The sequence below is a fragment of the Colwellia sp. TT2012 genome (assembly GCF_001440345.1).
Taxonomy (GTDB): Bacteria; Pseudomonadota; Gammaproteobacteria; order Enterobacterales; family Alteromonadaceae; genus Colwellia.
Window position 1 is genome coordinate 57,850 of record NZ_LJYX01000025.1, and the last position, 21,881, is coordinate 79,730.

General features: G+C 37.9%; 18 protein-coding genes and 1 tRNA gene. 8 read left to right on the plus strand and 11 right to left on the minus strand.

What is annotated here, in order from left to right; translation table 11 throughout:
- The first annotated feature begins 190 nt into the window (after window positions 1-190).
- Both ASU03_RS17790 and ASU03_RS21965 read left to right on the plus strand, forming a co-directional pair.
- Window positions 191-267 (plus strand) — tRNA-Arg (locus ASU03_RS17790).
- A 255-nt stretch (window positions 268-522) separates the two neighbouring features.
- Entirely contained in the window at window positions 523-726 is a 204-nt protein-coding gene (locus ASU03_RS21965) for an integrase arm-type DNA-binding domain-containing protein (RefSeq protein WP_057833133.1), read from the plus strand.
- Between the two features lie 146 nt (window positions 727-872).
- Here the strand turns inward: ASU03_RS21965 and ASU03_RS21605 are convergent, their stop codons facing one another.
- The 11 genes from ASU03_RS21605 to rpmH form a co-directional block, all read right to left on the minus strand.
- Window positions 873-1,589 carry a PEP-CTERM sorting domain-containing protein gene (locus ASU03_RS21605; protein WP_057833134.1) on the minus strand — a complete coding sequence of 239 codons (717 nt, stop codon included), beginning with the start codon at window positions 1,587-1,589 and terminating at the stop codon, window positions 873-875.
- Window positions 1,590-1,928: 339 nt separating this feature from the next.
- On the minus strand, window positions 1,929-2,822 hold the full coding sequence (locus ASU03_RS17805) for a ParB/RepB/Spo0J family partition protein (protein ID WP_057833135.1): 894 nt from the start codon (window positions 2,820-2,822) through the stop codon (window positions 1,929-1,931).
- A gap of 14 nt (window positions 2,823-2,836) precedes the next feature.
- Complete coding sequence (locus ASU03_RS17810) at window positions 2,837-3,643, minus strand: ParA family protein (protein ID WP_057833136.1); 807 nt, start codon at window positions 3,641-3,643, stop codon at window positions 2,837-2,839.
- Between the two features lie 14 nt (window positions 3,644-3,657).
- Entirely contained in the window at window positions 3,658-4,299 is a 642-nt protein-coding gene (gene rsmG, locus ASU03_RS17815; RefSeq protein ID WP_057833137.1) for a 16S rRNA (guanine(527)-N(7))-methyltransferase RsmG, read from the minus strand.
- Window positions 4,300-4,359: 60 nt separating this feature from the next.
- Window positions 4,360-6,249: a tRNA uridine-5-carboxymethylaminomethyl(34) synthesis enzyme MnmG gene (mnmG, locus tag ASU03_RS17820; protein ID WP_057833138.1), complete on the minus strand. Its 1,890-nt coding sequence runs from the start codon at window positions 6,247-6,249 to the stop codon at window positions 4,360-4,362.
- 454 nt (window positions 6,250-6,703) lie between these two features.
- A complete protein-coding gene (locus ASU03_RS17825; protein ID WP_057833139.1) occupies window positions 6,704-7,195 on the minus strand; it encodes a flavodoxin domain-containing protein in 492 nt (163 codons plus the stop codon).
- Between the two features lie 687 nt (window positions 7,196-7,882).
- Window positions 7,883-9,298 carry a tRNA uridine-5-carboxymethylaminomethyl(34) synthesis GTPase MnmE gene (gene mnmE, locus ASU03_RS17830; RefSeq protein ID WP_057183526.1) on the minus strand — a complete coding sequence of 472 codons (1,416 nt, stop codon included), beginning with the start codon at window positions 9,296-9,298 and terminating at the stop codon, window positions 7,883-7,885.
- Window positions 9,299-9,472: 174 nt separating this feature from the next.
- On the minus strand, window positions 9,473-11,104 hold the full coding sequence (gene yidC / locus ASU03_RS17835) for a membrane protein insertase YidC (protein WP_057833140.1): 1,632 nt from the start codon (window positions 11,102-11,104) through the stop codon (window positions 9,473-9,475).
- 123 nt (window positions 11,105-11,227) lie between these two features.
- Window positions 11,228-11,473, minus strand: a complete 246-nt coding sequence (yidD, locus tag ASU03_RS17840) for a membrane protein insertion efficiency factor YidD (protein WP_057833141.1) — start codon at window positions 11,471-11,473, stop codon at window positions 11,228-11,230.
- Window positions 11,440-11,826: a ribonuclease P protein component gene (gene rnpA / locus ASU03_RS17845; protein ID WP_057183532.1), complete on the minus strand. Its 387-nt coding sequence runs from the start codon at window positions 11,824-11,826 to the stop codon at window positions 11,440-11,442. The genes yidD and rnpA overlap by 34 nt, the downstream gene beginning before the upstream one ends.
- Window positions 11,827-11,869: 43 nt before the next feature.
- Complete coding sequence (gene rpmH / locus ASU03_RS17850) at window positions 11,870-12,004, minus strand: 50S ribosomal protein L34 (RefSeq protein ID WP_057833142.1); 135 nt, start codon at window positions 12,002-12,004, stop codon at window positions 11,870-11,872.
- 442 nt (window positions 12,005-12,446) lie between these two features.
- On the opposite strand from rpmH, the gene dnaA reads away from it, so the two are divergent.
- From dnaA to glyS, 6 genes are all read left to right on the plus strand, one after another.
- Window positions 12,447-13,829 carry a chromosomal replication initiator protein DnaA gene (gene dnaA, locus ASU03_RS17855; RefSeq protein ID WP_057833143.1) on the plus strand — a complete coding sequence of 461 codons (1,383 nt, stop codon included), beginning with the start codon at window positions 12,447-12,449 and terminating at the stop codon, window positions 13,827-13,829.
- A gap of 42 nt (window positions 13,830-13,871) precedes the next feature.
- Window positions 13,872-14,975: a DNA polymerase III subunit beta gene (gene dnaN, locus ASU03_RS17860; protein WP_057833144.1), complete on the plus strand. Its 1,104-nt coding sequence runs from the start codon at window positions 13,872-13,874 to the stop codon at window positions 14,973-14,975.
- 28 nt (window positions 14,976-15,003) lie between these two features.
- A complete protein-coding gene (recF, locus tag ASU03_RS17865) occupies window positions 15,004-16,137 on the plus strand; it encodes a DNA replication/repair protein RecF (protein ID WP_057833145.1) in 1,134 nt (377 codons plus the stop codon).
- Window positions 16,138-16,146: 9 nt separating this feature from the next.
- Window positions 16,147-18,591: a DNA topoisomerase (ATP-hydrolyzing) subunit B gene (gene gyrB / locus ASU03_RS17870; protein WP_057833146.1), complete on the plus strand. Its 2,445-nt coding sequence runs from the start codon at window positions 16,147-16,149 to the stop codon at window positions 18,589-18,591.
- A 151-nt stretch (window positions 18,592-18,742) separates the two neighbouring features.
- On the plus strand, window positions 18,743-19,699 hold the full coding sequence (glyQ, locus tag ASU03_RS17875) for a glycine--tRNA ligase subunit alpha (protein WP_057183542.1): 957 nt from the start codon (window positions 18,743-18,745) through the stop codon (window positions 19,697-19,699).
- Window positions 19,699-21,765: a glycine--tRNA ligase subunit beta gene (gene glyS, locus ASU03_RS17880; protein ID WP_057833147.1), complete on the plus strand. Its 2,067-nt coding sequence runs from the start codon at window positions 19,699-19,701 to the stop codon at window positions 21,763-21,765. The genes glyQ and glyS overlap by 1 nt, the downstream gene beginning before the upstream one ends.
- The last annotated feature ends 116 nt before the right edge of the window (window positions 21,766-21,881 follow it).

Consider the following 21,881-nt stretch of genomic DNA (forward strand, 5'->3'; position numbering starts at 1 on the left):
AACATTAGGCAGTTTTTTCACGAAAGTACATAAATTTGATAAATATGCTAAAGATAAGAGCTCAACACAAATATAGCTAGTAAATAATGTGATATTTTCGACAACTTAACTAGACAAGTATATTGATAAATTATAGTATTTGCCGCGCATTCCTTAAGGTAATATTAATATTAAGACTTTGCCTAAAAAACCACCCGTAGCTCAGCTGGATAGAGCGATGCCCTCCGGAGGCATAGGTCACAGGTTCGAATCCTGTCGGGTGGACCATTTACACAATTTTCCCCATCAATAACACGCTACAAACCACGAAAACCCTAATAAAACACCCTACATAGTTATCAGTAGCTATTTATTAAAACCAATCTATATAGTAACATTCATAGTAACACTGGCGAGTCCAGCTCCTAATTCACCCTATATTTTAAATACTGGTGTTACTATGGCCAAGATAATATCCCCTCTAACAACCACAGAAGTTAAGCACGCTAAGCCAAAATAAAAAGAGTACAAACTAATGGTTTGATGCTTAGAATTAAGCCCAGTGGCTCTAAAATATGGCTATTCAATTACTATCGACCGTTCACCAAAAAACGATCTAATTTAGGTTTTGACCAATATCCAGATGTTACTTTAGCTAAAGCCAGAGAAAAACGAGCCGAAGCAAGAGGCAAAGGCTATAAACCTGACCAAACAAAGAACTATGGTACAAGTCGAGTAAAGGAATAAAACATATTTCCAAATCGTGGGATGACTTGCTGGTTTGAGTTATCTCTAAGGTAATTTAACTAAACTACAGGCAATAAAAAAGCACCAATCAATGGTGCTTAATGTTTTACTCATTACTTGAATGTAGGAGTATTAAACAGATTAGCTTACTGTTTTTTGAATCTACGTGCTGCTAAACCCATAAGACCTAATGCGAAGATGGCAAGGGTAGTAGGTTCTGGGACAGAGGTAGGATCAAAGCCATTAGGATCACCCGCTTCATCAAGAAAGAAATTATCTAATCCCATTCCAACAGCGGTACTATTATTACCGTTAGTAAATGAAAACCAACTGATATCGTCAAATAACATGTTTGATGCTGCAATGGTAATTAAAGGGTCTGGACCATTACCTAACCCCCAGTCATCTGAGGCGACATTAAATATACCAAGTGCTTTAGAAGTGTTTATATAAACTTGTTCAGTGCCTATTGAACCTCCACCACCATTTGATGTATTAGTACTCACACTAAAGCCGCCAAGATCAAATGTTGTACCATCTACTTTAGATACTTTTACTTCAGTAACATTACCGCAACAACCATCAAGCCAATGCCAGTGAACAACATCATTACCAGTATTGTAGTAATCTCCAATTGATGACGCGAATGCAGTAGGTAATCCCGTAAAGAAAAACTCGAATTTAAATCCATCTTCTACATAGAAAGCGGCATTATCAAAAAGAATAAAATTATTCGTTGTCCCAACCCCTCCTCCGTTTTTAGTAACATCTCCTCCCGTAAAATCTATAAATGTAGCATTAGCAAAACCACTAACAGATAAAACTAATCCAGCAACAGCCGCTTTTAACATTTTTATATTCATCGTATTTTCCTTTGTAATACATTCCTTGAAATAGAAAGGCATTATTTTTGTAGTTGCTGTACAAAGGCAATAAGTATACCACTCTTAATAAAACCCTTTATTTCAGTGTCATAGTAAAAATAAATAATACTTAAATTAATAAATGTAAAATAACCTGACACTATTCCCTCCGTAAACTACTGTATTATTTACATTTGTTTAATAAGTATATTCATGTCTAAGCCTACAGCAAAACGTCAATAATTATCCGTATAGGCAGTAACCGCGACGAGGGCATAATATCAGTAAAAAACCAGCACTAAGCTGGTTTCTAATTTTGGTAAGTTTATCGATAAAATATTAGTTAATTTTAGCTAATATTTCGGTAAGTTTGTCTAAATTAGCATAAGAAATGACCAGCTTACCTTTACCTTTTGTATTGTGGCTAATCGCAACTTTAGCGCCAAGCTTGTCAGCTAAGCCTTGTTCCATTGCAACGGTTTCACTGGCTTTTTCAACTTTTTCTTTTGCCACAACCGGATTTTGAATTTTCTTAATTAAGCTCTCAGTTTCTCTTACCGTTAACTCTTTAGTTGCCACAGTTTGTGCTGCTGACGTTTGTGCCTCACCATCCAGTGCTAATAAAGCACGGGCGTGGCCCATTTCAATATCACCATTTTCTAAAAAGGTTTTTACTTCTTGATTTAAGTTATTTAAACGTAATAAATTACTAACCGTAGTACGTGATTTACCAATGGCAATCGCAACTTCTTGATGCGTTAAATCGAATTCAGTTAATAAGCGCTCTAACGCGATTGCTTCTTCCATGGCATTAAGATCTTCACGCTGAATATTCTCAATTAAGGCAATAGCGACAGCTGATTCATCAGGTACATTTTTAATAAGACAAGGAATAACATCAAGTTTTGCTAATTTTGCCGCACGCCAGCGACGTTCTCCAGCAATAATTTCATACTGTTCACCCGCCACTAAACGCACCACAATGGGCTGAATAATACCTTGCGCTTGAATGGATAATGATAATTCTTCTAGGCCAGTATCCGACATATCACGACGGGGTTGATATTTACCAGGAACAATCGAAGTGATGGCAATTTTTTGAAACTCGTTATCGCTAGTTATTACTGTGTGACTTTCTTTCGCGCTATCTATTGCTGCGGGAATCGCTGGTGATAATAAAGCATCAAGTCCGCGACCTAAGCGACTAACGCCTTTACGTTTTGCTGTACTCATAATTTTCCTTTGCGCTAATTGGCGACACTGGCGGCAGCTTTTTGGGCTTTTTTCGCGGCATCATTTTTACGTAACACTTCACCAGCAAGAGCTAAATAGGCTTTAGCGCCGGTTGAAGATTTATCATAATACATAACTGGCGTACCAAAACTCGGAGCTTCAGCTAAACGAACATTTCGAGGGATTACACTACGATAAACTTTATCACCAAAATGGCGTTTTAATTGCTCAGATACATCATTTGCTAAGCGGTTGCGAGGATCATACATAGTACGAAGTATGCCTTCAATATGTAATTTATCATTCACTACTGACGTTAACTTAGTGATGGTATCCATAAGTGCTGTTAAGCCTTCTAACGCATAGTATTCACATTGCATTGGCACTAAAACAGAATCAGCTGCCGTCATAGCGTTAACGGTCAGCATATTGAGTGATGGTGGGCAGTCGATGATAATAAAATCATAGTAGTCTTTTACGGGCGCTAGGGCGCTTTTTAAACGCTGTTCTCGAGCAAAAACGCCCATCAATTTAATTTCTGCTGCGGTAACATCGGCATTGGCTGAAATTAAATGATAAAGACCTGAGGTTTCTTTAATGACAACCTGTTCAACACTCTGCTCTTCAACCAGTAATTCATAACAGGTGGCATGAACATTGTATTTATCAACACCACTAGCCATGGTGGCATTGCCTTGCGGATCTAAATCAATTAATAAAATTTTGCGTTTTGTTGCCGCCAACGAGGCAGCCAAATTAACTGCGGTTGTAGTTTTACCCACACCACCTTTTTGGTTTGCAATTGCTATTATTTTTCCCACAAGCGCCTCTATTGTTATTTTTGTTGCTCGTGCAACTTCTTCAAGACCAGAACGTGACGTTCACCAACCAAGCCAGGTACGGTGATCTTATGACTGTCTACTAAAGTAATATTTTCAGGTAATTGCGAGATTTCATCCTGAGGATATTGCCCTTTAAGTGCAAAAAACAGTCCTTGTTCTGTGGTTATCAAATGCTGACACCAGCTTACCATATCATTAAGGGAAGAAAATGCGCGACTTAAGACACCATCAAAAGGTTGCTCGCCTTGATAGTCTTCAACTCTTGCCTTCACTGGCGTAACATTAGTGAGTTTTAATTGAAAAATAGCTTGTCTAAGGAAGGTAATACGTTTACCTAAACTGTCTAATAAGACAAAACTTCTTTCTGGGTATAAAATAGCCAATGGTATACCGGGTAAACCCGCACCCGTACCGACATCGATAAAATTCTTACCAATAAGTACTTCGCCGACCATTAAACTATCCATAATATGTTTAATTAACATATCACTAGGATCACGAACTGAAGTAAGGTTATAAGTTTTATTCCATTTGTTGAGTAGCTCAACGTATTGAATAAGTAAATCTATTTGCTGATGAGATACGACGAGCTGCGTTTTACTGATCAGTGTCGTTAATTCTTGTGTTAAAGTCATTTTTATTTAGACGAGCTTAACTAACTTGTTAAGTTAGCAGCTCGCCCCTAGCTATTGCTTTTAGCCTAATTTGCGTAAAAGACCGTGTTTTTTTAAGTAGACTAATAATAACGAAATTGCCGCCGGAGTAATACCAGAAATTCGTGAAGCTTTACCAATAGTTTCTGGACGAGCATCTTTTAGCTTAGCGACAACTTCATTAGAGAGCCCTGAAATTTGTTGATAATTAAGATCCATTGGGATCAAAGTATTTTCATTACGCTTTTTCTTAGCTATTTCATCTAACTGTCTATCAATATAGCCCGCGTATTTGGTTTGAATTTCAATCTGTTGAGAAGCTTCTTTATCAGCCGCTGCTGGCCCTAAACCTTCAATTTTCATCAGATCATCATATTTTACTTCTGGACGACGGATCAAATCTTCTAAACTGGCTTCTTTACTCAAAGGCGATTTTAGTAAGGCATTAATCTGATCAATATTGTGATGATCCTTTTGAATCCACGTTGAGCGTAACCGTTGACGCTCGAGTTCAATATTTTCCATTTTTTCATTAAATCGTTGCCAGCGAGCATCATCAACTAAGCCAACTTTACGACCTAGTTCGGTTAAACGAATATCGGCGTTATCTTCCCGCAATAACAAACGGTATTCAGCACGCGAAGTAAACATGCGATACGGTTCTTTAGTTCCTAATGTTGCTAAATCATCAATTAGCACACCGACATAAGCTTGGTCACGACCGAGAATAAACTCATCGCGCTCTTTTACTCTGTTGGCAGCATTAGTTGCGGCAATGAGGCCTTGCGCGGCAGCTTCTTCATAGCCGGTAGTACCATTAATTTGACCGGCAAAATATAAGTTTTGCACAAATTTACTTTCTAAACTTTGCTTTAAATCACGAGGATCGAAGTAGTCATACTCAATGGCATAGCCTGGACGAGTAATAAAAGCATTTTCAAAACCTTTAATTGAGCGTACTAAATCAATTTGTACATCAAAAGGTAAACTGGTTGAAATGCCATTAGGGTACACTTCATTGGTAGTTAAGCCTTCAGGCTCAACGAATATTTGATGTGAATTTTTATCGGCAAAACGAGTGATCTTGTCTTCAATAGATGGACAGTATCTTGGGCCTACGCCTTCAATGACACCCGTATACATGGGAGATCTATCTAAACCATCTCGAATAATCTGATGGGTTTTCTCATTGGTGTGAGTGATATAACAAGATATTTGTTTTGGATGATCAGCGCGAGAGCCCATAAAAGAAAATACCGGACGCGGTGTATCACCTGGTTGCTCTTCCATTACCGAAAAATCTATTGATCTTCCATCAAGCCTTGGTGGTGTTCCTGTTTTTAAACGACCCATTCTAAAAGGCATATCACGCATTTTTTCGGCTAGAGTGATACTGGCAGGATCACCTGCACGGCCGCCTTGATAATTATTTAGACCAATGTGAATTTGTCCTGCAAGGAAAGTTCCAACGGTAAGTACCACTGTTTTTCCTTTAAATTTAAGACCCATTTGTGTTGATATGCCAACTACGCGATCGTTTTCAAGGATCAAGTCATCACAGGGCTGTTGGAAAATAGTTAAATTTTCTTGGTTTTCCAATACGTTACGAACATAAGATCGATATAATACGCGATCCGCTTGTGCTCGAGTCGCTCTTACGGCTGGACCCTTGCTTGAATTTAAGGTTCTAAATTGAATGGCACTATGATCAATGGCCGTTGCCATTAAACCACCGAGTGCATCAATTTCTTTAACCAGATGGCCCTTGCCAATGCCACCAATGGCAGGATTACAAGACATTTGGCCCAGAGTGTCAATGTTATGAGTTAACAACAACGTTTTGCAGCCCATACGTGCTGCTGCAAGTGAGGCCTCGGTTCCCGCATGACCACCACCAACAACAATTACGTCATAAGACTCTTGATACCACATAAATTTACAATCCTGCTTGGTTAAAGTTTTTATTTAAAAATGCACAGCAAAATTTGCAATGCTCAAAATTAGGAAACGTATTTTAGCGCTTTTTTCTCCTCATGGATACGATCAAATGCGTAAAAAAGATCTGGGCTGATCTTTAATATATATTAAGAGATCTTTATAAAGATCTTATTACTATTACTTATTAAGATCCTTATTTTCTGTGGGTAAGTACTTTTTCTTTATAAATATTAGTGACTAATAGTAATGATAACCTTGTGATCAACCCTTGATCAATCTGCAAATAAGCTTTGATCAAAACAGCGACTTATACACAGGCATGTTAAAATCCAATTTAATCCACTGAATAATAATAGAAAAATAACCGGTTATTCACTGTTTTATCCACAATGCAAAAAATATAGATCAATAACTGTTAATAACTTATGGATAACTGATCGTGCTAGATCTAAAGTAGATCTTTATTTAAGCTGATCCACTGCTGAGCAAGCTCTTCTGGATCAATATCTTCAGACATATCCAAAGATTTTAAGGGTGCTATTTGATTACAACCTTTTGTAATCATTAGACTTGTAATATCTTTAGCTGCTTTACAGAAAGTATCATAGCTAGAATCTCCGATCCCGATGGTTAAAAAACTAACCGTGGATAGATCTTGCTCACAATTAGCTAGATCACTGACAAATTGCCTTATGTTGTCTGGGTAGTCTCCAGCACCATGTGTTGAGGTACAAATGATCCAAAGAGGGTTTTTAGGGAAATTACTGTGCTTTTTTTGTTCATTATTGATCGGGAAAGTATTACTGAGGATGTTATTAAGATCCGGTTTTAAGTGAATATCAACCTTAAAATCAAGTTCAGTTAGGGTTTCTTCACAGGCTTCTGCAACATATTCCGTGCCACCAAGCATACTACCAACAATGATTTGAATTGAGCTCATAGAGGGTCTCTTTTTAATAAAATGGAGTGATATAACGATAATAAGCGGGGAGTTATTGTATTACTTAAGCTAAGTTCTGATAACCAATTACTTTGCATACTTTGTTATATTATTGTTGTTATTTTAAACAATAATATAACAATAATTCTCAGTAGCACATTATTATGTTGGCCATGAAATGGCAAAAACGGGTATATAAAACAGGTGAGGCTGAAAAATAAACAAATTTATTGGTGGTCTTGTTGGTGTTGGCTCAGATGATATAAATCAAAATACCCCGATAGCTGCTCGTTCGACTGGCGCTGCTGGCTTATTGGTAGCAAATATAAGGGCTAATATGGTTATCAAAAGATATTGTACGCGGCTCGATGAAACGATTTTAGAGCTAGGTTAATAGTAGCGGAATAATATTAACGCAGCATAAATTTTAGCTATGCTGCGTTTTTCTTGGTTGTTACTTAACCTGAACTCTGGATAATGAGTGCTTGATGGTTAAGTAAAAACAATAACTTACGATTATTAAGAATGAAATTTACAAAATCAGTCGCGATATATGTTATCAATGTTTCAATTTATTCGATTATCAAGATAAAACGTTTATGAATAACGGGTTATTTATCGACGTTTTAACGCTGATAATCAGATAAAGGGGAATATTGAGCAAGTGCTGCTTATCCACAGTTCAGGTTACTTACCAATACAAAAAGAACTGAATATCTTACCTAACAGATCATCACTGGTGAATTCGCCGGTAATTTGATCCAACTCCTGCTGACAAATACGTAACTCTTCTGCCAAGATCTCACCGGCCACGTAAGACTCAAGTTGCTCGAGCCCGATAAGTAAATGCTGATGGGTATTCTCTAGCGCCACTAAATGCCGCCTTCTTGCCATAAATCCACCTTCAGTACTACTTTGATAACCCATAATACTTTTTAAGTGCTCTTTTAGGCTGTCAACGCCTGCACCTGTTTTTGCTGATAAAGTAATGATAGTGTGTTGTGTGCCGTCGGTGTCAGTAAACTCGCTAAAACCGGTTTTTGCATTAGTTACATCGGCTTTATTTCTGATCAGCGTAAGGCCAATATTTGCTGGTAGCTTGGCAAAAAATTCTGGGTAGTAATCTTTAATATCTTGCTCATCGGTCAACACGCTGTGATCTTCACTGCCATCAACCATTAATAAAACGCGATCCGCTTTTTCTATTTCTTGCCAAGCACGCTCAATGCCAATTTTTTCAACCACATCATCACTGTCGCGTAATCCTGCGGTATCAATAATATGTAATGGCATGCCATCGATATGAATTTGTTCGGCCAGTACATCACGGGTAGTACCGGCAATATCGGTAACGATGGCGGTTTGTTTACCACTTAAGGAATTTAATAAACTGGATTTTCCGGCATTTGGGCGACCAGCTATGACGACACGCATACCTTCACGGATAATACAGCCTTGCTGTGCTTGTTTACGTACATCTTCTACTTTACTGATAATAGTTTTTAAATCAGTAACTATTTTTTTATCAGCGAGAAAGTCAATTTCTTCTTCAGGAAAGTCTATGGCCGCTTCAACATACATGCGTAGGTGAATAATACTTTCGACCATTTCATGCACCAGTTTTGAGAAGTCGCCTTGTAAAGAGTGCATGGCAGAGCGAGCAGCTTGCTCTGAACTAGAGTTAATTAAATCAGCAATGGCTTCTGCTTGGGTTAAATCGAGTTTGTCATTCAAAAAAGCTTGTTCGCTAAATTCACCTGGTTTAGCCATTATTACTTTCGGTAGCGCAAGAATTGTCTTTAGCAGCATATCTAAAATTACTGGGCCACCATGGCCTTGAAACTCAATAACATCTTCGCCAGTAAATGAGTTAGGCCCTTTAAAAAATAGTGCTATGCCTTGATCTAACACCTGATTTTTATCCGGTAAGGTCTTATCTAAAAAAGGCAGATATTCCGCTTTTCTTACTTCAGGAATTTTACCTAATATAGCTTGAGCAACATTTGTTGCTTCTGGGCCTGATACTCTAATAATACCGACGCCACCACGTCCTGGTGCGGTTGCTTGGGCGGCGATTGTCGTTGTGTGAGAAATTGATGTCATGGCTAGGTAATTAATTTTAACGGTTGAATGCTGGTATTTTACTGTATTTAAAAATTAATACCAATTTTTGCTGAGGCTATAGTTGGCATTAATGTCGACAATAAAAAAGGCGATTACTGTTAAACAGTAATCGCCTTTTATGTTATTCATTTTATTGTTAACTCAATACCGAGTTTAAGCTGCTTGTGCTGCTTTTTTCTTAGCAATACCCGCAAATATAATCTTCATTTGGGTAATTGAAATCAAGTTACTGATAAACCAATAAAGTACTAAACCTGACGGGAACCAAGCCATAAATATTGAGAATACTACTGGCATATACTGCATGATTTTTTGTTGCATTGGATCTTGAATGGTCATAGGTTGCATTCTTTGCATAACATACATACTTGCACCCATTAATACGGGTAAGACAAAGTAAGGGTCCATTGTCGATAAATCTTGAATCCAGAAGAAGAATGGTGCATGACGTAATTCAACACTTTCTAAGAATACCCAGTAAAGCGCTAAGAAAATGGGCATTTGCAGTAATAATGGTAAACAACCGCCAGCAGGATTTACTTTTTCTTTACGATACATTTCCATGGTGGCTTGTGACATTTTTTGTCTGTCATCGCCAAAACGTTCTTTTAACTGAGCTATTTTCGGTGCTAGGTCACGCATTTTCGCCATTGAGGTGTATTGCGCTTTAGTTAATGGGTACATACCACCTTTGACAATCAAGGTGATGATAATAATAGCCACACCCCAGTTAGTGACAAAGCTTTGGATAGTTAGCAGTAACCAGAATAAGGGTTTACTGATCATCCATAAGAAACCGTAATCAATCGTTAAACCTAAACCGTCAGAAATTTCGTCTAGTACGTATTGATCTTTAGGACCGACATAAAAAATTGCCGATGTAGTGCCTTGTTGACCAGCATCAATAATTATAGCGGGAGCTTTAAAGCCTATTACCGCTTCAAAATTATTACTGTAGCTAGTATATATTTGGTTACTATCTTCAGCGTTTGGTATCCAAGCTGATACAAAGTAATGTTCAAGCATGGCAACCCAACCACCAAGGGTTGCTTTAGCTAAGTTAGCGTCTTGAATATCGTCAAAATCGTATTTTTCGTAACGCTCTTCTGTGGTTGAATAAGCAGCACCACGATAAGTTGGCAACATACCACCGCCTGTGTCTACCAAGGTAGACTGCTTAAGTTGGCCATACATTTGTACAGATACGCTATTCGCTGTGTTGTTATCGATTATGTATTCAACATTAACGCTGTAGCTATTTTTCTGAAAGGTAAAACGTTTAGTGACCGTCATACCACTGACATCGTTAAAAACTAAATCAATGATTAAGCTATCATTGATTAATTCATAATTGCTTTGCACGCTGGAATAGATAGGGCGACCTTTAATGATACGGTCAATACCGTTAGCACCGGTTAAACCACTTTGAGCAATATACTTTTGATTGCCATTTTGCATTATGGTAAAGGGAATACCATTTCCTTGCTCTGTATCGAAGTTAAGTAATTTTACTTCTACGATATCACCACCTTGACTATTAATTTTTAAGGTGAAGGTATCAGTAGTCACGTTTATTAACTTTGCCGAAGTCACGTTTGATTTTACCGCGCTTATTTGTGCATCTGATGATTCAGGCACGAAGTCTGCGTTAGCAATTTCACCAGACTGATTTTGGCTAATACTTGTTTGTTGCATAATAGGTGCATTTTGCTGCTGCCATTGACTAAACAGTAAGTAGGTAACAACCATAAGCGCAATAAAAAGTAGACTGCGTTGGGATTCCATAAAATTTACTTCTCTTCTTTGTTGGCAGGGGAGTATTTTCCCGAGCATAATTTAAATTTGATAAGTGCGTGGCATTTTAATATACGTTTGCTTGATTACCAACACTCTTTTAGTCTAGGTAGGTTATTTATTCTTTTTTTGTGGCACTGGATCTTCACCACCTTGATTGAGAGGGTGACATCTTAATATACGTTTGCTTGCTAACCAACCACCTTTTATTACACCAAAGCGATTAATGGCTTCGGTTGCATAGCAAGAGCAGCTTGGTTGAAATCGACAATTAGAACCTAGTAACGGGCTAATAAAGCGTTGATAGCCTTTAATACCTGTTATAACTAGTTTTTGTGGCGTTGAATTATTTTGCGCCATATCTTCTCTAATTCTTGATTTATTGTCTTGTTATCAAGTTGATCAATACCAGACTTTACCATAACGACTATATCGATAGCAGGTAAATTATGTTGGTTTAAGCGGAAGCTTTCTCTTATTTGTCTTTTAATGCGATTGCGTTGCACTGCAAGTTTTACTCGTTTTTTGGCTATAGCTAAGCCTAAACGGTTTTTGGCAACTGAATTATGTTTATCAGAGACGAGAGTATGAGGTTTTTGTGTTACTAATAAAGTAAAGTGGCGAGAGCCAAAGCGGATAGGTTTAGAAAAAACCGCTTGAAAATGACCGGGAGTCAACAAACGTGACTCCCGATTAAATTTGTAAGTAACCATAGCTAGGTTACCTTATATCAAAAATTGTAAACAAGGTTTGATATTATGCGCTAAGGCGTACACGGCCTTTGGCACGGCGACGAGCTATAACAGCACGGCCGCTTTTAGTTGCCATACGAGCACGGAATCCGTGGTTACGTTTACGCTTTAGTATGCTAGGTTGAAATGTTCTTTTCATTATGCTAATCCGTCGGTTGTTGTTGCCCTGGCAAAACAGCCTTTTGAGCACACTGGTCTAAAAAATGAGGCAGAATATTAAATCTTATTAGGGTAATTGTCAATCATTTATGTTCGCTATTTTACTATGATCCTTTGGTTTTCATCCTAGGATCGTGGTGATCTTTATGGTGTTCACTAACTATATTCACAGTTTTACCACATTACTGTTGGCCCATCTGAATAACTAATTTGGTAAATTGCTTGTTTAAAGCTTAAATTATCAATAAAAAGGAGAGTTTTTTTTGTTGTAAATATTAGAGTAATTTCATTATTAACAATTACTTAATATTAGGTAAGTGAAAAAAATGGAGAATAGTTTAAAGTCAATATTGCACTTGTGGATAACTCCATAGATAATAGCCCTCAGAAAAATATTAACCTAGTAATTACTGGAGTTTTGGTTGGATCATTCCCCTTGGCAACGATGCCTCTCTGTTCTACAAGAAGAATTGCCTGCCCAGCAATTTAGTATGTGGATCCGACCCTTGCAGGCCGTTGTTAATGATAATGTTATGACGTTATATGCACCTAACCGTTTTGTACTCGATTGGGTTAGAGATAAATACGTCAATCGGATTAATGAACTTCTTAGCATTAATGAAGCAAATAATCCATTGTTGCTGCGTTTTGATGTTGGCAGTAAACCTACTGTTAATACGACAAATAATATTTCAACACCGGCGACTGTTCGTGCTAATGAAAATATGTTTGCTCGCTCAACTCCTGCTGTCAAAATTGCCGAGCCGGAAAGTAATATTCCTAAAAAAGCCAACATACGAAAGAATTACACTTTCGATAACTTTGTTGAAGGTAAATCTAATCAACTTGCCCGTGCTGCGGCCTCGCAAGTTGCAGACAACCCAGGCACTGCTTACAACCCTTTATTTATCTATGGCGGCACAGGTTTAGGTAAAACGCATTTATTACACGCGGTTGGCAATGCAATATTGCTTAAAAACCCCAATGCTAAAATTGCCTATATGCATTCAGAGCGATTTGTCCAAGATATGGTTCGGGCATTACAAAATAATGCTATGGAAAAATTTAAACAATATTACCGGTCAGTTGATGCATTACTTATTGATGATATTCAATTTTTTGCTGGTAAAGAACGTACTCAAGAAGAGTTTTTTCACACCTTTAACGCTTTACTTGAAGGAAATCAACAGGTTATTTTAACTAGTGATCGTTATCCTAAAGAAATTGTTGGTGTAGATGACAGGTTAAAATCTCGATTTGGTTGGGGATTAACTATTGCCATTGAACCGCCAGAACTTGAAACTCGTGTTGCCATTTTAAAACGTAAGGCGCAAGAGAGTCAGATCAACCTAGCAGATGAAGTTGCTTTCTTCATTGCCAAGCGTCTGCGTTCTAATGTACGAGAATTGGAAGGGGCATTAAATCGTGTTATTGCTAATGCTAATTTTACGGGTCGTGCCATTACCATTGATTTTGTCCGTGAAGCATTACGTGATTTATTAGCACTGCAAGACAAGCTGGTTACTATAGATAATATTCAACGCACCGTTGCCGAATATTATAAAATTAAGATTTCCGATTTGTTATCGAAACGTCGCAACCGCTCTGTAGCTAGACCTAGGCAAATAGCCATGGCATTATCTAAGGAATTAACCAATCATAGTTTACCTGAAATTGGTGATGCCTTTGGTGGCCGAGATCACACCACTGTTTTACATGCTTGTCGTAAGGTTAAATCTTTACGTGAAGAAATGCATGATATTAAAGAAGATTATTCTAATTTAATCAGAACACTTTCGTCTTAATTTTTTATAAAATAAAAACACTAGCATCAAGCAGGTAAAAAAATGAAGTTTTCACTGAATAGGGAATTATTACTTAAGCCACTATTATTGGTTTCTGGTGCAGTCGAACGAAAAAGCACTTTACCGATTCTAAGTAATGTACTTTTTGAAGTAAGTGGTCAATCACTTACTTTAACCGCTACAGATTTAGAGTTAGAAATGGTTGCTTATGCACAAATTGATAATCAAGGTGAAGATGGAAAAATTACTATTCCCGCGCGGAAATTATTAGATATTTGCAAAAGTTTACCTGATAATTCTTTGATATCTTTTGAGGTCATTGATGAGACGATTAAGTTATCATCTGGTCGTAGTCGCTATTCTCTGTCAACATTACCGGCAGTAGATTTTCCTAATATTGAGGAATGGCAGGGCGATGTTGAATTTAAGCTGTTAAAGTCTGAATTTTTGCGCCTAATTGAAAGTACTCATTTTTCCATGGCCAACCAAGATGTTCGTTACTATTTGAATGGCATGTCCATTGAAAGCGACGGTAATGAAATCCGTTCAGTAGCTACCGATGGTCATCGTCTGGCGATATGTAAAATTTCAAACGACTCGCTCGCTTTACCGGTTAGACAAGTTATTGTACCGCGGAAAGGTATTCTAGAGATTATACGTTTACTGGCACCCGTTGATGAGTCGGTGCAGATCTTTTTAGGATCTAATCATATTCGCATTATAGACTCAGAGTTTACTTTTACCAGTAAATTAGTTGATGGTCGCTTTCCTGATTACCGTCGGGTATTACCTCGTAATGGTGATAAAGTTTTTGAAACAAATAAAGACGAACTTCGCCAAGTGCTTTCACGAGCATCAATATTATCCAATGAAAAATTTAAGGGTGTACGTTTAAACTTCTCTAGGACTAATTTAAAGATAACAGCAAATAATCCTGAACAAGAGCAAGCGGAAGAAGAAATAGAAATCGATTTTCCTTATGATGATTTAGAAATTGGTTTTAACGTGAGTTATGTACTTGATGTGTTAAACGCTATTAAAGATGAGAAAGTTAAATTTACTTTGGCGGATGCAAATAGTAGTGTTGTTATTGAAGGCAGTAGTAATAGCGAAGCGCTTTACGTTGTCATGCCTATGCGTTTATAGTTTTCAATAACATATATTATATCTACAGATGAGTGTTGCAAAACTAACAACTTATAACTTTAGAAATTTATCATCGGTAACTATAGATTTTCACCCTAAGCTTAACTTCTTTGTTGGCGATAATGGCAGTGGTAAAAGTAGTTTACTTGAAGCTATTTTTTTTATTGGGCACGGAAAATCTTTTCGTACCTCTAAGGTCGAACATATAGCAAGTTATGATACAGATAACTTTGTTGTTAGTATTAAAGATGATAATGATTTACAACTAGGTCTTAGTAAAAATACAGCTTCAGGGGTAACGTTAATAAAGATAAACGGTGAGCGGCATGCTCGATTATCTGAACTTGCCAAGAATATTGCCGTTCAAATAGTGACACCCGAAAGTTTTAAGCTTTTTTTTGGTGGACCCAGAGAACGTCGACGCTTTATCGATTTAGGCATGTTTCACGTGAAACATGATTTTTCTAAACAGTGGCGGGAATTTAATCGGGTACTTAAACAGCGAAATGCTTGCATCAGAAATACTTTAGATAAATCGAGCTTAGATTACTGGACTAAAATATTTTGTCAGTTATCTGAAAATGTGGCTGAGATCAGATCTCAATATGTTGCCGACCTAGTGACAGAATTGCCTTTTTGGTTGGCGATATTATTACCAAATATCGCGGAAAAGGTTAGTGTGCAATATTTACAGGGCTGGCCACAAAAAAAGAATTTAATGGCAGCGCTACAGGATAGTCATGAAAGAGAGCAAGGTTTTGGTTATAGTATCTATGGCGCGCATAAATTTGATGTTAAATTTCTTATCGCTAAGCAGCCATTAGAAAGTCAACTTTCAAGGGGGCAACAAAAGTTGTTTTTATTGGCATTAACATTTGCACAAGCTAAATTGATTGCAAGAGTTAATCGAGTAAAACCAATTTTACTTATTGATGATGTAGGTGCTGAGTTAGATAGTAACTCAAGGCAGGCTTTATCAAATGCAACGAGTAAATTAGATTGCCAAGTTGTTATTACGGCAATTGAAGAAAGTGTTCTGCAACCTTTTTTTAATGACTGCCAAGTCATTAAAAATGAGGGTAGCGACAAGAATAATTATCATATGTTTCACGTGAAACATGGTGTTATATTACCTGTGAATAATTCAGTAATGATTGAGTAGGCTAAAACTATGACAGTAGAAAATGAATATGGTTCGTCCAGTATTAAAGTACTAAAAGGACTTGATGCAGTACGAAAAAGACCTGGTATGTATATAGGTGACACGGATGATGGCACTGGTTTACATCATATGGTTTTTGAGGTTCTAGATAACTCAATCGATGAAGCATTAGCAGGGCATTGCTCTGAAATTGTGGTAACCATTCATTTAGATGGCTCGGTATCAGTACTAGATGATGGCCGTGGCATTCCAACTGACATACATCCTGAGGAAGGTATATCAGCAGCAGAAGTTATTATGACTGTTTTACACGCTGGTGGTAAGTTTGGCGGTGAAGATTCGGGTTATAAAGTGTCCGGTGGTCTTCATGGCGTGGGCATTTCAGTGGTAAATGCTTTAAGTGCAAAGCTTAAGTTGAATATTCGTCGCGATGGTAAATTGTTTGAACAGTTTTATTATGTAGGTGTAGCGGAAGCGCCCATTGCCGAAGTGGGGGTAAGTGATAAAACGGGTACTGAAGTTCGTTTTTGGCCAAGCACCGATACCTTTACTGATGTGTTATTTCACTATGATATTTTAGTTAAGCGTATTCGTGAATTATCTTTCTTAAATTCAGGTGTTTCAATACATTTAATTGATGAACGTGAAGAAGGTAAAGAAGAGCTTTTTTGCTATAAAGGTGGTATTCAAGCCTTTGTTGATTATTTAAATACCAATAAAACACCGGTTAATGAAGAGATATTTTATTTCGATTTAACGCGTGACGACGGTATTATTGTCGAAGTAGCCATGCAATGGAATGATGGCTTTCAAGAAAGTATTCACTGTTTTACCAATAATATTCCACAACGTGATGGTGGTTCGCATTTAAGTGGTTTTAGAACAGCACTTACCAGAACACTGAATTCTTATATGAATAAAGAGGGTCTGAATAAGACCAAAAAAGGTGGCAGTACTGAAACTAGTGCTACCGGTGATGATGCCCGTGAAGGTTTAACTGCGGTAATATCCGTTAAAGTACCCGATCCTAAGTTCTCATCACAAACCAAAGATAAACTTGTTTCATCTGAAGTTAAAACTGCCGTTGAACAAGCCATGGGTGAAAAGTTAGGTGAATACCTATTAGAGAATCCTACTATTGCCCGCACCATTATTATGAAGATAGTTGATGCTGCTCGAGCTCGTGAAGCTGCCCGTAAAGCACGTGAAATGACACGTCGTAAAGGTGCTCTAGATATTGCTGGTTTACCAGGTAAGTTGGCAGATTGTCAGGAAAAAGATCCTGCCTTATCTGAAATATATATTGTGGAAGGGGACTCTGCTGGCGGTTCAGCCAAGCAGGGCCGTAATCGTAAAAACCAAGCAATTTTACCGTTAAAAGGTAAAATTCTTAACGTAGAAAAAGCGCGTTTTGATAAAATGATTTCTTCACAAGAAGTAGGTACCTTAATTACCGCATTAGGTTGTGGTATAGGTCGCGACGAATATAATCCAGACAAATTACGTTATCACAGCATTATCATCATGACCGATGCCGATGTCGATGGTTCTCATATTCGTACCTTATTACTGACATTCTTTTATCGTCAAATGCCAGAAATTATGGAACGTGGCCATATTTTTATTGCCCAGCCACCGCTTTATAAAGTGAAAAAAGGTAAGCAAGAACGCTACCTTAAAGATGATGAAGCTTTAACAGAGTACTTAACAACATTAGCACTTGATAACGCCTCTGTTCATGTAAATGAAGATGCACCAGGAATTTCGGGTGCAGCCTTAGAACAACTAGTCAATCAATATCGTAAGACCATGGATGTTATTAAACGTCTATCTAGACAGATGCCGGCTGATATTCTAGAGAAGATGATTTATAGCAGAACTATCACCGCTGAAGACTTTGCCGATGAAAGTAAAGTGCAAGAGTGGACCAAAGATCTTATTACTCAACTAGAAAATCAAGATAGTAATGGTTCAATCTATCAAGTTGAAGTGAAGCATAACCAAGAGCGTAATATCTACTACCCGAACTTTACGGTTAGAAAACATGGTATCGATAAAGAATATTATTGCAGTTATGAGCTTTTACAATCAAAAGAGTTTGCCGCTATTATGTCATTAAACACGGCAATTAATGGCTTAATGGAAGAAGGCGCTTACGTTAAACGTGGTGATAAAGTTAAGTCAGTAGATACCTTTGATGAAGCTTTGGACTGGTTAATGACAGAATCGAAACGTGGTCAATACATACAGCGTTATAAAGGGCTAGGGGAAATGAACCCTGAGCAGCTTTGGGAAACTACCATGGATCCTGACACACGACGTATGTTACAGGTAACCATTGAAGATGCCATTGCTGCGGATCTACTGTTTACCACCTTGATGGGTGATCATGTCGAACCGCGTAGAAAATTTATCGAGGAAAATGCACTACGAGTTTCAAACTTAGATATATAGTTCTTATTAAAGCTTGAATAAGATGCCCGGTCTTCATGTCTGGGCATTTTTGTAGGATAAAAGCTATAATCGTCAGATGTAAAAAGCGCAATATAATTCCCAGCAAATACTCTTTGCTCAGTTAACTAAGACAAAAGTGAATTTGAACACCATGACAACTTACCAAAGTAAAACTTTTCAAGGCTTAATTTTGCAGTTGCAAGATTACTGGTCACGTCAAGGTTGTGCAATCGTACAACCTCTTGATTTAGAAGTTGGGGCAGGTACCTTCCATCCCATGACTTTTTTACGCTCAATTGGCCCTGAGCCGATCAGCAGTGCCTATGTACAACCTTGCCGACGTCCGACCGATGGTCGTTATGGAGAAAACCCAAATCGCTTACAGCACTACTATCAATTTCAAGTGATGTTAAAGCCATCGCCAAAAAATATTCAGCAGCTTTACCTCAACTCGCTAAAAGAGTTAGGTATCGATCCTCTGGTACATGATATTCGTTTTGTTGAAGATAACTGGGAATCACCAACCTTAGGCGCTTGGGGTTTAGGTTGGGAAATTTGGCTTAACGGCATGGAAATATCACAATTTACCTACTTCCAACAAGTGGGTGGTTTAGAGTGTAAGCCAGTTACCGGTGAAATTACTTACGGCTTAGAGCGGTTAGCAATGTATATTCAAAATGTGGATAGCATTTATGATCTAGTGTGGACTGATGGCCCATTAGGAACTATCTATTACCGTGATATTTTCCACCAAAATGAAGTCGAGCAATCAACCTATAACTTTGAATACGCGGATGTTGACGCACTATTTAAACAATTTGACCAATGTGAAAAAGAGAGTAAAAAACTGATTGAGGTAAACTTACCATTACCCGCTTATGAGCAAGTAATGAAAGCATCCCATGCCTTTAATATGCTTGATGCTCGCCATGCGATATCAGTAACTGAACGTCAGCGATATATTTTACGTGTACGTACCTTATCTAAAGCCGTAGCAGAATCATATTACCAAAAACGTAAAGAGCTTGGCTTTCCCTTATGTAAAAATAGTGAAGGTAAAAATAATGATGCCAGTACTAAGCAAGCTTCAGCTAAAGGAGATAAATAATGACTACTGAGACACTCCTTATAGAGCTTGGCACAGAAGAGTTACCACCAAAATCATTAAAAACATTAGCGATAGCTTTTTATGACAATATTAAAAGCCAACTCGATAGCCATAATTTAACTTATAGCGATATTAAGTGGTTTGCTACTCCGCGCCGTTTAGCTGTACAAGTTTTTGATTTAGTTGATAAACAACAAGATAAAATCGTAGAAAAGCGTGGCCCAGCAGTCAATGTTGCTTTTGATGATGCCGGTAATGCCAGCAGAGCCGCGCAAGGGTGGGCCAGATCCAATGGTATCGATGTTGAGCAAGCCGAGCGTCTAGTAACCGATAAAGGTGAGTGGTTACTGTACCGTGCGACAGTTGCGGGTAAATATGTTACTGAATTAGTGCCGGATATGGTAACAACAGCATTAAGTAAGTTACCTATTGCTAAACCAATGCGTTGGGGCTCTGAACGTATTCAGTTTATTCGTCCTGTGCACACGTTAACTATGCTTTTTGGTAGCGAAATAATTGCGGGTGAAGCCCTTGGCGTCAGTTCAAGTAACCAAGTGCAAGGTCATCGCTTTCATCATGAAGGTTTAGTGACCATTAATCATGCTAATGATTACCAAGCCGAATTAATCAAAGCTTATGTAGAAGTCGACTTTAACGTAAGACAAAGTAAAATTGTTGCGCAAATAAAACAAGTCGCTAAAGATATTGACGCTGTCGCTCTCATTGATGAAGAGTTACTAAACGAAGTCACGGCATTAGTTGAGTGGCCGGTAACCTTAGTAGGTACCTTTGATGAAAAATTCTTAAATGTTCCCGCTGAGCCATTAATATACTCGATGAAAGATCATCAGAAGTATTTTCCGGTAACCGATCATCAAGGCCAATTGGTTAACAAATTTATTTTTGTTGCCAATATCGAATCTAAAGATCCAAATACTGTTATTTTTGGTAATGAGAAAGTGATTCGCCCACGTTTGGCTGACGCTGAATTTTTCTTTAAAACAGATAAAAAACAGAGTTTAGCATCAAGACTAGCCAGCCTTGAATCAGTATTATTTCAAAAACAACTGGGTACAATGAAAGCAAAGTCTGAGCGAATCGCCACTTTATCTCAGTTCATTGCTGAACAGTTAAACGAGAATGCACAAGATGCGTACCGTGCTGGCTTACTGAGTAAAACCGACTTGATGACAGAAATGGTACTAGAGTTTCCACAAGTGCAAGGCACTATGGGTAAGTACTATGCCTTGCATGATGGTGAAAATGAAAATATTGCCCAAGCACTGGAAGATCAATACCGTCCACGTTTTGCTGGTGATAGTCTACCTGAAGCCAATATTGGCTGTGCAGTCGCTATCAGCGACAAGATTGATACCTTAGTCGGTATCTTTGGTATTAATCAGGCCCCTAAGGGCGATAAAGACCCGTTTGCGCTACGAAGAGCCGCCATTGGTAGTATTCGTATTATCATTGTAAAACAGCTGGATTTAGACCTTGCCGTGTTAATAAACAAAAGTATCGAGTTATTTGGCGATAAGTTAGTTAATAAAAATACTGCTAGTGATGTACTTGAATTTATTATGGGCCGATTTCGTGCCTTCTATCAAGAGCAGGGGATTAGGGTTGATGTTATCCAAGCGGTATTGGCTAAAAAACCCAGCGCACCACTTGATTTTGAAAAGCGTATTAAAGCCGTTACCTTCTTTGGTAAATTACCGGAAGCCGCGACACTTGCTGCAGCAAATAAGCGTGTTGGTAATATACTGGCTAAATTTGAGGGTGAGCTATATCAAGCATTTAACAAAGATTTAGCAACAGAACAAGCGGAAAACGATTTAGCAAATATCTATCAAGAAATAAGCTTGAAAGTAGCGCCCTTGATGGCAGACAAAAATTACCAAGCCGCACTGACTGAATTAGCTCAGCTTAAAACACCAATCGATACTTTCTTTGATAGTGTTATGGTGATGAGTGATGATGAAGCGGTTAAAATTAACCGGTTAACCTTGCTGAATGAAATTAGAAATAGTTTCTTTGCCATAGCGGATATATCCGTGCTGCAGTAATAAAATCAGTACTAAAATAGTGATAAAAGGTCATAGCAACATGGCCTTTTTTTATGGCCAAAATTTGAGCTAGATCAATAATAACCGCACAAATAGGCATAAGGTGAATGTAAGAG

Coding starts and splice junctions, on each gene's coding strand:
- ASU03_RS21965 (WP_057833133.1), top strand. CDS start 523: ATGCTTAGAATTAAGCCCAGTGGCTCTAAAATATGGCTATTCAATTAC.
- ASU03_RS21605 (WP_057833134.1), bottom strand. CDS start 1,589: ATGAATATAAAAATGTTAAAAGCGGCTGTTGCTGGATTAGTTTTATCT.
- ASU03_RS17805 (WP_057833135.1), bottom strand. CDS start 2,822: ATGAGTACAGCAAAACGTAAAGGCGTTAGTCGCTTAGGTCGCGGACTT.
- rsmG (WP_057833137.1), bottom strand. CDS start 4,299: ATGACTTTAACACAAGAATTAACGACACTGATCAGTAAAACGCAGCTC.
- mnmG (WP_057833138.1), bottom strand. CDS start 6,249: ATGTGGTATCAAGAGTCTTATGACGTAATTGTTGTTGGTGGTGGTCAT.
- ASU03_RS17825 (WP_057833139.1), bottom strand. CDS start 7,195: ATGAGCTCAATTCAAATCATTGTTGGTAGTATGCTTGGTGGCACGGAA.
- mnmE (WP_057183526.1), bottom strand. CDS start 9,298: ATGACATCAATTTCTCACACAACGACAATCGCCGCCCAAGCAACCGCA.
- yidC (WP_057833140.1), bottom strand. CDS start 11,104: ATGGAATCCCAACGCAGTCTACTTTTTATTGCGCTTATGGTTGTTACC.
- yidD (WP_057833141.1), bottom strand. CDS start 11,473: ATGGCGCAAAATAATTCAACGCCACAAAAACTAGTTATAACAGGTATT.
- rnpA (WP_057183532.1), bottom strand. CDS start 11,826: ATGGTTACTTACAAATTTAATCGGGAGTCACGTTTGTTGACTCCCGGT.
- rpmH (WP_057833142.1), bottom strand. CDS start 12,004: ATGAAAAGAACATTTCAACCTAGCATACTAAAGCGTAAACGTAACCAC.
- dnaN (WP_057833144.1), top strand. CDS start 13,872: ATGAAGTTTTCACTGAATAGGGAATTATTACTTAAGCCACTATTATTG.
- recF (WP_057833145.1), top strand. CDS start 15,004: ATGAGTGTTGCAAAACTAACAACTTATAACTTTAGAAATTTATCATCG.
- gyrB (WP_057833146.1), top strand. CDS start 16,147: ATGACAGTAGAAAATGAATATGGTTCGTCCAGTATTAAAGTACTAAAA.
- glyQ (WP_057183542.1), top strand. CDS start 18,743: ATGACAACTTACCAAAGTAAAACTTTTCAAGGCTTAATTTTGCAGTTG.
- glyS (WP_057833147.1), top strand. CDS start 19,699: ATGACTACTGAGACACTCCTTATAGAGCTTGGCACAGAAGAGTTACCA.